The sequence below is a fragment of the Terriglobia bacterium genome (assembly GCA_036496425.1).
Classification (GTDB): Bacteria; Acidobacteriota; Terriglobia; order 20CM-2-55-15; family 20CM-2-55-15; genus 20CM-2-55-15.
In genome coordinates, this window is sequence record DASXLG010000031.1 from 1 (window position 1) to 8,413 (window position 8,413).

Sequence of the window (8,413 nt, forward strand, 5' to 3'; positions counted from 1 at the left end):
AGCAGTTTGTATGTCCGACAATAACGAACACGAAATCCCGCCCCTGGCTTTTTTGAATCCCGAGTTTTTGAACAGCCCGGCCGCGAGAACGATTCGCATGCTTGCCGAATACCTGGAGCCCTCGGAACGGCTTTGGCGCGCCCGCATCCGGGACACGATTGTGTTTTTCGGTTCGGCCCGCGCGGCCTCTCCTGAAGACGCCGCGCGGCAATTGGCTGAGGTAAAAGATCCCGCCGATCGGGTGAGGGCGGAAGCTGCAGTCAAGCTGGCCCGCTATTACGGCGATGCCGTGGAGCTGGCGAGGCGATTGACCGAATGGTCGAAGGCCCTCACCAATCATCATGACTTCATCATTTGTTCCGGCGGTTCCGGCGGCATGATGGAAGCGGCCAACCGTGGCGCCGCGCTGGCCGGCGGCAGGAGTATCGGCCTCAATATTCAACTTCCGCATGAACAGGCCGTAAACCCGTATGTGCCGCCGGATCTCATCTTCAATTTCCATTACTTCTTCATGCGCAAGTTCTGGTTCGTCTATCCGGCGAAAGCGCTGGTGGTCTTTCCCGGTGGCTTCGGGACGCTGGATGAGTTTTTTGAAGTCGTGACTCTTATTCAAACCGCCAAACCCAGGAAGGTCATGCCCGTCGTCCTTTTCGGCAACGAGTACTGGAACGATGTAATCAACTTCGATGCCTTCGTCCGCTGGGGAACCGTCAGCCCGAAGGAACTGGAGATCTTCTACAGGACGGATTCCGTCGATGACGCCTACCAACACCTTACAGGCAAGCTCGAAGCGCTGTATTCCGTGCCCGAAGGGCTGGATCAGATTAAGCTGACCTGAAACCTGTCCATCAATCGATTCCGCGCCCGCTGTCCTGAACTTGCTTCAGGCGGCGCTCGAGAAATCGCCGTTCGGCGTCGTTGGTCACCATGGTAAGCGCGCGCGAGTAACTTTCAGCCGCTTGCTCGAACAGCTGCAAACGGCGCAGCAGATCGCCGCGGACCGCATGCAACAGGTAATAATTTTCGAGTCCACCGCCGGCGGCGAGAGAAGAGACCTCGGCGAGCGCAGCTTTCGCGCCATCCGCCATCGCGATGGCGACAGCCCGATTCAACGCAACGACAGGGGACGGCTGAAGCTGTTCAAGAACGCCATATAGCCGGACGATCTGACGCCAGTCCGTATCTTCGGCGCGCGCTGCCCGGCAGTGCAGGGAGGCGATCGCGGCCTGAATCGCGAATGGCCCGGCCGGGACGCGAAGCGCTTCTTCAACCAGATCCAGTCCTTCGGCAATCTGATCCTGGTTCCACTTGCTGCGATCCTGTTCTTCAAGAAGGATCAGATCTCCGGCTTCATCCAGGCGGGCATTGCGCCTGGAGTCATGAAGCAGCATCAGAGCGAGAAGTCCGGCCACCTCCGATGGCGCCTGTTGTTGCATCAGCGTTCGAAGCAGCCGGCCGAGACGGATCGCCTCGGTGCATAAGTCCGAACGGATAAGGGACCCGCTCCGGCCCGAAGAATATCCTTCATTAAAAATCAGGTAGATGACGGTCAGAACCGCATCCAGCCGCTCGGGCAAGTCCTTCGCTGCAGGGACGGTGTAGGGAATCCCGGCATCGCGGATCTTGCGTTTCGCGCGCACCAGCCGCTGCGCCATTGTTGTTGCAGGGACGAGAAAAGCCCGCCCGATTTCCTGGGTTTCCAGGCCGCATAAGGTGTGAAGCGTGAGAGCGACCTGCGCCTCGAGGGCCAGTGCCGGATGGCAGCAGGTGAAAATCAGCCGCAAGCGGTCGTCGGCGATGTCGCTCGCATCGATGTTCTCATCTGCTTCGGCGATGCGGGCGCGTGCCGTCTCCTCGGCAGTATAGGACTCCAGTTTTTCAGCAAATCGCGTCCGCCGCCGGATACGATCGATGGCTTTATGCCGTGCCGTCTGGATGATCCAGGCCCTCGGCGACTGCGGGATGCCTGCTTCCCGCCACTGGTCAACGGCTGCGGCAAATGCTTCCTGGGCGACCTCTTCGGATAATTCGAAGTCGCCGAACAGTCCGATCAGGGTAGCCACGATGCGGCCCCAATCGGAGCGGTAAACTTCTTCAATGGCGGCATTTGTGTCGAGCAGCATGATTAAGGATAAAAAGTTTTCCTGAAACTGTCGATTATGGCAGTTCCCGTTCGACTTACCTGTGAAAGGGCAGACTGGGGGCGCGGGGGCGCAGATATGAAGTACATGTTGCTGGTTTATCTTGACGAACAGGCCTTGGGCGAATCCGAGCGGACGGAGTGCTATGTGAAGTCCGTCGAATTGGCGCGCGAGATCCAGGCGAGCGGGAATTACCTGGACGCTTCTCCGCTTCATCCGACGTCGACTGCGACCAGTATCCGGCTTCGCGAGGGTAAGCGCCTCGTCACGGACGGCCCGTTCGCAGAAACCCGCGAGCAACTTGGCGGTTTTTACCTCATCGATGCGAAAGACCTCGATGAAGCAATGGCTATCGCCGAGCGCATCCCCGGCGCCCGATTCGGCACGATCGAGATCCGGCCGGTCATGGAAATCCCCGGCCTGCCTTCAAATTCCTGACAAACAACTAACGAGGAGACAAAACAATGAAATTCATGATGATCGTCAAAGCCACAAAAGACAGCGAAGCGGGCGTGATGCCCAGTGAACAGATGCTCGCCGCCATGACCGCCTACAATCAGGAGCTCATGAACGCGGGTGTGCTGCTAGACCTTTCGGGTTTGCAGCCCAGTTCCAGAGGGGCTCGAATCCAGTACTCGGGAGACAAGCGGATCGTGATCGACGGTCCGTTCGCCGAGACGAAAGAACTTATTGCCGGTTTTTGGCTGATCCGGGTGAAATCTAAAGAGGAAGCGATAGACTGGGCAAAGCGCGCTCCGAATCCCTACGGCGATGGCGGGGAAGGCTACATCGAAGTCCGCCGGTTATTTGAAATGGAAGATTTCGCGCCGAGCGCCGCCATCGATGACGCGCGCAAGATTGAGGAACAATTGAGCAAGAAGAACTGAAAGCAGAGGCACTTCTATGAACATTCAAAGTCAAAGGATCACACCGTTTCTGTGGTTCGATCATCAGGCCGAAGAGGCCGCGAACTTTTATACTTCCATCTTCAAAAACTCGAAGATCTCCATGCTCACGCGATATGGCGATGCCGGCCCCGGTCCGAAAGGAAGCGTGCAGACGATCGCCTTCGAGCTGGAGGGGCAGAAGTTCACGGCTTTAAACGGCGGCCCTCATTTCAAATTTACGGAGGCCGTCTCGTTTGTTGTTCATTGCGAGTCGCAGGAAGAAGTGGACTACTTCTGGAAGCGTCTCACGGATGGCGGCCAGGAAGTGCAGTGCGGCTGGCTGCAGGATAAGTACGGACTGTCCTGGCAGGTTGTGCCGAGCGTGCTTTTCCGGTTGCTCGAGAATCCCGATTCCGCCAAAGTTCAACGCGTGATGCAGGCGATGTTCAAGATGAAGAAGCTGGACATCGCCGGCCTCGAAAATGCGTAGGGTCGCACACCTGAATTCCCGAATTCAATTCGGGAATCAGGTGTGCGATCCCCGTGATAGCCTGAACTATGGCCTGTCCAAAATGCGACTCCAGTAATGTTCACCCTTCGGAATTTGAGGGCCTGGAATGGACATGGCTTTTCCTGACCTTCCAGCGCCCCTACCGCTGCCAGAATTGCAGAGAGCGATTCTGGGACTACTTCTGGAAAATGTAGCCGACGTTAGACCAATTGACCCCTCGTCCATTCTTCCGCTAGACTCGATAAGTTACGATCACGGGCCTGTGGCGCAGTTGGGAGCGCGCATGACTGGCAGTCATGAGGTCAGGGGTTCGAACCCCCTCAGGTCCATTCATCTCAAAACAGTTAAGGCCGGGTATCATACCCGGCCTTTTCACATCCGGATCTTAATCCCACTTTAAACATCCTTTTCCGAAACGGCCGGTGGCGGTGGGGTGCCGGGTAGGCCGGCGCGTTGGCGGGAAGAGAACATCGGTCCCGCGGCGTTTTTGAGTCCGGCGAAGCGCATCATGCCGACGGGCGTGGTGATGTCGTCGTAAATGGCTTCGATTCCGCCGCGGCGGAAGTATGTCTCATGCCAGAAGCCGGTTCCGCCGGAGTTCCGCAGAAACTCCTGCCACCAGAGACGGTGCGGTTCGGATCGCGACCACTTTTCGAGCGATTCGAAATCGCGCCAATACTGAAGCAACCCATCGGGTCGCGCAGCCACCGATTTTTCGATGCGCGGCCCGAATCCGAAGAGGGTCTTCAGGCCGGTGAGTGTGTTGACACGCATTCCCAGATAGATCACGACGAGATCCGGATAGGCATCCAGATCGACTGTCTGCCGTCTGACTTTTCCGCTCATTTTTTCTCCTGAAGGAGTTCCCTAAGTCTATGAATCAGTGGTTAATAAGTATTGCATAAGCGAAAAATATTGACTGCCGCCAACCAGTGAAATACAGTGCAGTCACTTTTTGGGATGAAGCAACAAGAAACAATTAAAAGCAAGGGGATGTTCATGAGAGGAATATCGATCTACGCGGCGGCAGCATTGCTGCTCGCCCTGATCGTTTCACTACATGGGTTCGGCCAGTCGATCAATGCCTCGGTGGGAGGCACGGTTTCGGATCCTTCGAAAGCTCTGATTCCCGGTGTCAGCGTCAGTGCGACGAATACGGGCACCGGAATCGTCAATACTACGGTTACAAATGAATCCGGAGCTTATCAGTTTCCGGCATTACAGCCGGGAACATACAAGCTCAGCGCGGAACTGCCGGGGTTTCAGACCCAGGCATTCACGGATGTTCAGCTGGGTGGCGCGCAACAGGTCACTCTGAACTTCACGATGCAGGTCGCCGCGGCGGCCGGCCAGAACGTTGAAGTCACCGTCGCAGCAGACACAGTTCTGGCGACAACATCGAATTCGGTCGGCACTATTCTTCCCGAGTACAGGGTTCGCGATCTGCCGGCGTTGACCGGCAACACCTTCAATATCGTTTCCAACCTGCCGGGCGTTCAGCGCGACGGGACAGGGACGTTCGGTTATATGGCCGGCGGGCGCCTCGGCGACGTGAACTCGACGCGCGACGGCATCAACGTTAATGACGGCCGGTATGAGAACGGCGCCTGGTCGACGATATTCAGTCCGTCGGACATGGTTGAAGAAGTAAAAGTCATCGTGGCGCCGGTGGATGCGGAGACTTCCCGCGGTTCGGGCCAGGTGCAAATGATCACGCGTTCCGGAACCAATCAGTACCGGGGCAGCGCTTACTGGAGCAATCACAATTCGGCTATGGATGCCAACGACTGGTTCAATAACCAGAAAGGCCTGGGCAATAGCTTCGATAACCGCAACCAGTACGGCGTCCGCGTCGGCGGCCCGATCATCAAGAACAAAACTTTTTTCTTTGCCTTTTTCACCGGCCAGCGCGACCTGAAGAAAGTCCAGGCCACCAGCCTCACATATACCGATATGGCGAAGGCCGGCATCTTCCGGTATTTTCCGGGCACAGCGGGTAATCAACCGGCCTCCGGCGCGACGCCCACCGTGGATCTCAACGGCAATCCGGTCCGGCCTTCCAGCGCCACCGGCGCTCTGGCCGCAATCGGGTTATTCGGAACTTGCAATTTCAACGGCGCGCCTGTCGCGAACTGCACGCCGTTCAACGATCCGCTGCGGACCTCGATCTCGAGCGTTCCTTTCCTCAAGCAAGAGTTCAGCCGCATGCCGTCTCCGAATTATTACGGAGCCCTCACCGGCTCGGATGGTCTGAATACGGCGGGCATCAACTTCGTCCGCGTGGAGCAAGGCCTGGATTTGACCAATGGCAATGGAGACGAGGTCAATCGCGATCAGTACAACGCGCGCATCGACCACAACTTCAACTCCAGGGAAAAGATCAGTCTGATCGGAACGCAGGAACATACCTGGGGCGCCGCCACTCAGGCGGGCCTGAGAAACTGGCCGAATGCTTTTGACGGGCTGGCCGTGAAGCGGCCGGTCGTCTACACGATTCAAGTAACCTCGACATTGTCCTCCAGCATGCTGAACCAACTCCGGCTGGGAAAGAGTGGATCGGATAACTGGCAGTGGGGCTCATCGAACCGCGGCGACGCCATCGGCGCCCAGTCGCTGGCTCTCGAGCCGGTGGCGAACGGCATCCCGTTCGCGACCGCCTTTGCGTCGGGTATCGGCCCGTTCAACAACATCGGCGGATTCGGCCGCTGGCGTGTAGGTATCAATCCGAGGTATTCGATCGGCGACGACCTCAGTTGGACCGTCCGGAAGCACGCGTTCAAGGTTGGTTATGAGTACCGCAGGACGGAATCCAACGGATTCAACGATCAGGATAACACGCCGCGCGCAGCCCTCGGTGGCGGCTCCAGCCCGTCTCCGCTTGCCGGTACGCTTCCAGGATTTAGTGGCTTGGCCGCGGCCGATTCCACTCTGGCGAAGAACATTATGTATGACCTTGCCGGAGCGGTGGCTACACAGTTCCAGGGCTTCGAGCCGGTGAGCGCCAGTATGCCGCAGCTGGTCGGCACTCCGACGGTTCCGAATAATGCCCACTGGAATACCCAGAACGAGATGAGCGCGTACTTCAAGGACGACTGGAAATTCCGCCCCGATCTGACGCTGAATCTCGGCGTTCACTGGGAATATTACGGCCAGCCCTACGAGCACTATGGCCTGGCGGCGCGTGTCATCGGCGACGAGAGCTCGTTCCTGAATGTCTCGTGCGCCAGTACTCCGGGCACTCCGCTCGACCCGAAAGTCACGAACTGCACCAATCTGGCGCAGGTTCAGTTTGTCGGAAAAAATTCCACGCACCCGAACATCGGCACGTACGTTAACGGCGATGACTATCACAGTTTTGCGCCGTCGGTCGGATTTGCCTATAACGTTCCCTGGTGGGGAAAAGGCAAGACCGTTATCCGTTCCGGTTACGGCATCAGTTATGAAGGCGCGCTCCGTAACTTCATAACGGTGGATGGCGTCATCAATTCCGTCCCCGGAGTCGCCCAGATTGCGAGCGGCGCCGGCTTGCCTTTCGTCCCGGCGAACTATACAACGCTGGGAACACTGGGCTGGCCCATTCCGTTCCCGGCTGGATCTGCGACAGTCGCGCCCTTTGTCGTCCAGCCGACGCAGCGTTCGCTGGCAATCACCACGTACGATTTCGTCAATCCTTACACTCAAAACTGGAACTTCGAAATCCAGCGCGAAGTGGCGAAGAACACGACCGTCGAAGTCCGATACGTGGGAACCAAGGGTAGCCATCTCACCAGCAACGTGAATCTCAATTCGCTGGCCTGGCTGAAGACCGACGGCTCTACCGCTCTCTATCAGGCGTTTAACTCCGTCCGCGCGGGCGGTGAGTCTCCGCTGCTCGATCAGATATTCAAAGGCGTCGCTTTGCCCGGTACCTGCACCGGCGGGACTGTAACGAACGGCGTTACCTGTACCGGCGCGACTATCGTGCGCACCAACACAACGCTGCGCGGTCAGATTGCCAACGGCAATTTCGGAACATTCCTGGGTGATTTCAACACCGCCACCCTGCAATTGACGACCGGCGGCGACACGAATGCAGGTTCTGTCCTCCGGCACGCCGGACTCCCGGACAACTATCTGGTTCCCGATCCGCAGTACTCGACCGTGAACGTCACGGGCAACAACCAGAACTCCACCTATAATTCCCTGCAATTGCAGGTGACACGGCGGTTGTCGCGCGGTTTCACCAACACCACGACGTACATCTACAGTAAAGCCATGGGTGCCGGCGCTTTTGTCGATCCGAACAATCGTGCGGATGAGAAGACGCTTCAGGCCGTGGATCACAAGAGCCAGATCAGCAGCAATGGTTCATACGAACTTCCGTTCGGAACCGACCATTTCCTGCTGGGAGGCACTCCCGGCTGGGTCCAGAACATTGTCAGCAAGTGGCAATTGGGCGGCATCATGAACTACAACACCGGCGCCCCGCTCAGCCTGACCTCCGGCATCACCACGATTTCAAGCTTCGGCGCAAGACCGCAGCTGGTTGGAGCGATCCCGTCAGGTATCGGGTCGGTCGTGAAGACGGCGAAAGGCGTGAATTACTTCAATGGATACACCCAAATCGTCGATCCGGGAGTCTCCAATGTGACTTCGCTCCAGGGCTTGAGCGGCACCGCCATCTATACCAACAAGGCGATTGTGGCACCCAACGGGCAGACGATTCTGGTCAACCCGCAGCCGGGACAGACCGGGAATCTCGGCCAGAGCACGGTTCGCGGACCGGGGTTCTTTGATTTGGACATGAACATGGTCAAACGGTTCAAGATCACCGAATCAAAGACCTTCGAATTCCGTCTGGATGCGATCAACATCCTGAACCACCCGAACTTCTC

The 8,413-nt window shown here is 57.5% G+C and carries 7 protein-coding genes and 1 tRNA gene; 6 read left to right on the forward strand and 2 right to left on the reverse strand.

Annotation, left to right across the window (positions count from 1 at the left end):
* The first annotated feature begins 10 nt into the window (after nt 1-10).
* Nucleotides 11-838, forward strand: a complete 828-nt coding sequence (locus tag VGK48_02255; GenBank protein ID HEY2379982.1) for an LOG family protein — start codon at nt 11-13, stop codon at nt 836-838.
* A 10-nt stretch (nt 839-848) separates the two neighbouring features.
* Here the strand turns inward: VGK48_02255 and VGK48_02260 are convergent, their stop codons facing one another.
* Entirely contained in the window at nt 849-2,123 is a 1,275-nt protein-coding gene (locus VGK48_02260; GenBank protein ID HEY2379983.1) for an RNA polymerase sigma factor, read from the reverse strand.
* Between the two features lie 96 nt (nt 2,124-2,219).
* Between VGK48_02260 and VGK48_02265 the strand changes: the two genes are divergently transcribed.
* From VGK48_02265 to VGK48_02280, 4 genes are all read left to right on the forward strand, one after another.
* Nucleotides 2,220-2,579: a YciI family protein gene (locus tag VGK48_02265; GenBank protein HEY2379984.1), complete on the forward strand. Its 360-nt coding sequence runs from the start codon at nt 2,220-2,222 to the stop codon at nt 2,577-2,579.
* 26 nt (nt 2,580-2,605) lie between these two features.
* Nucleotides 2,606-3,028 carry a YciI family protein gene (locus tag VGK48_02270; protein ID HEY2379985.1) on the forward strand — a complete coding sequence of 141 codons (423 nt, stop codon included), beginning with the start codon at nt 2,606-2,608 and terminating at the stop codon, nt 3,026-3,028.
* 16 nt (nt 3,029-3,044) lie between these two features.
* The gene (locus VGK48_02275) at nt 3,045-3,518 is read left to right on the forward strand and encodes a VOC family protein (GenBank protein ID HEY2379986.1); all 474 of its coding nucleotides are present in this window, start codon (nt 3,045-3,047) and stop codon (nt 3,516-3,518) included.
* Between the two features lie 277 nt (nt 3,519-3,795).
* Nucleotides 3,796-3,868 (forward strand) — tRNA-Ala (locus tag VGK48_02280).
* A gap of 67 nt (nt 3,869-3,935) precedes the next feature.
* Here VGK48_02280 and VGK48_02285 read toward each other — a convergent pair.
* Nucleotides 3,936-4,385, reverse strand: a complete 450-nt coding sequence (locus VGK48_02285; GenBank protein ID HEY2379987.1) for a DUF4188 domain-containing protein — start codon at nt 4,383-4,385, stop codon at nt 3,936-3,938.
* Between the two features lie 153 nt (nt 4,386-4,538).
* Between VGK48_02285 and VGK48_02290 the strand changes: the two genes are divergently transcribed.
* The coding region (locus tag VGK48_02290; GenBank protein HEY2379988.1) for a carboxypeptidase-like regulatory domain-containing protein at nt 4,539-8,413 on the forward strand (3,875 nt) is incomplete at its 3' end.

Excerpts from the sequence above, each read along its gene's own strand:
- VGK48_02265 (HEY2379984.1), top strand. The coding sequence starts at position 2,220 with ATGAAGTACATGTTGCTGGTTTATCTTGACGAACAGGCCTTGGGCGAA.
- VGK48_02285 (HEY2379987.1), bottom strand. The coding sequence starts at position 4,385 with ATGAGCGGAAAAGTCAGACGGCAGACAGTCGATCTGGATGCCTATCCG.
- VGK48_02275 (HEY2379986.1), top strand. The coding sequence starts at position 3,045 with ATGAACATTCAAAGTCAAAGGATCACACCGTTTCTGTGGTTCGATCAT.
- VGK48_02270 (HEY2379985.1), top strand. The coding sequence starts at position 2,606 with ATGAAATTCATGATGATCGTCAAAGCCACAAAAGACAGCGAAGCGGGC.
- VGK48_02260 (HEY2379983.1), bottom strand. The coding sequence starts at position 2,123 with ATGCTGCTCGACACAAATGCCGCCATTGAAGAAGTTTACCGCTCCGAT.
- VGK48_02255 (HEY2379982.1), top strand. The coding sequence starts at position 11 with ATGTCCGACAATAACGAACACGAAATCCCGCCCCTGGCTTTTTTGAAT.